This is a genomic window from Paenibacillus sp. MER 180 (assembly GCF_023713665.1).
GTDB lineage: Bacteria > Bacillota > Bacilli > Paenibacillales > Paenibacillaceae > Paenibacillus_B > Paenibacillus_B suaedae.
On sequence record NZ_JAMAVT010000109.1, the window covers coordinates 1 to 258 of the forward strand.

A 258-nucleotide genomic window follows, 5' to 3' on the forward strand; every position below is an offset into this window, starting at 1 on the left:
TCTGCTAAGGCTAAATACTCCCTGGTGACCGATAGTGAAGCAGTACCGTGAGGGAAAGGTGAAAAGCACCCCGGAAGGGGAGTGAAATAGAACCTGAAACCGTGTGCTTACAAGAAGTCAGAGCCCTTTCTATGGGTGATGGCGTGCCTTTTGTAGAATGAACCGGCGAGTTACGTTTGCGTGCAAGGTTAAGGTGAAGAGCTGGAGCCGAAGCGAAAGCGAGTCTGAATAGGGCGAATAAGTACGTAGGCGTAGACC

Annotated in this window: 1 rRNA gene; it reads left to right on the forward strand. The window is 50.8% G+C overall.

Annotation, left to right across the window (positions count from 1 at the left end):
• Nucleotides 1-258, forward strand: a 23S ribosomal RNA gene (locus M3661_RS30080); the annotation flags it as partial.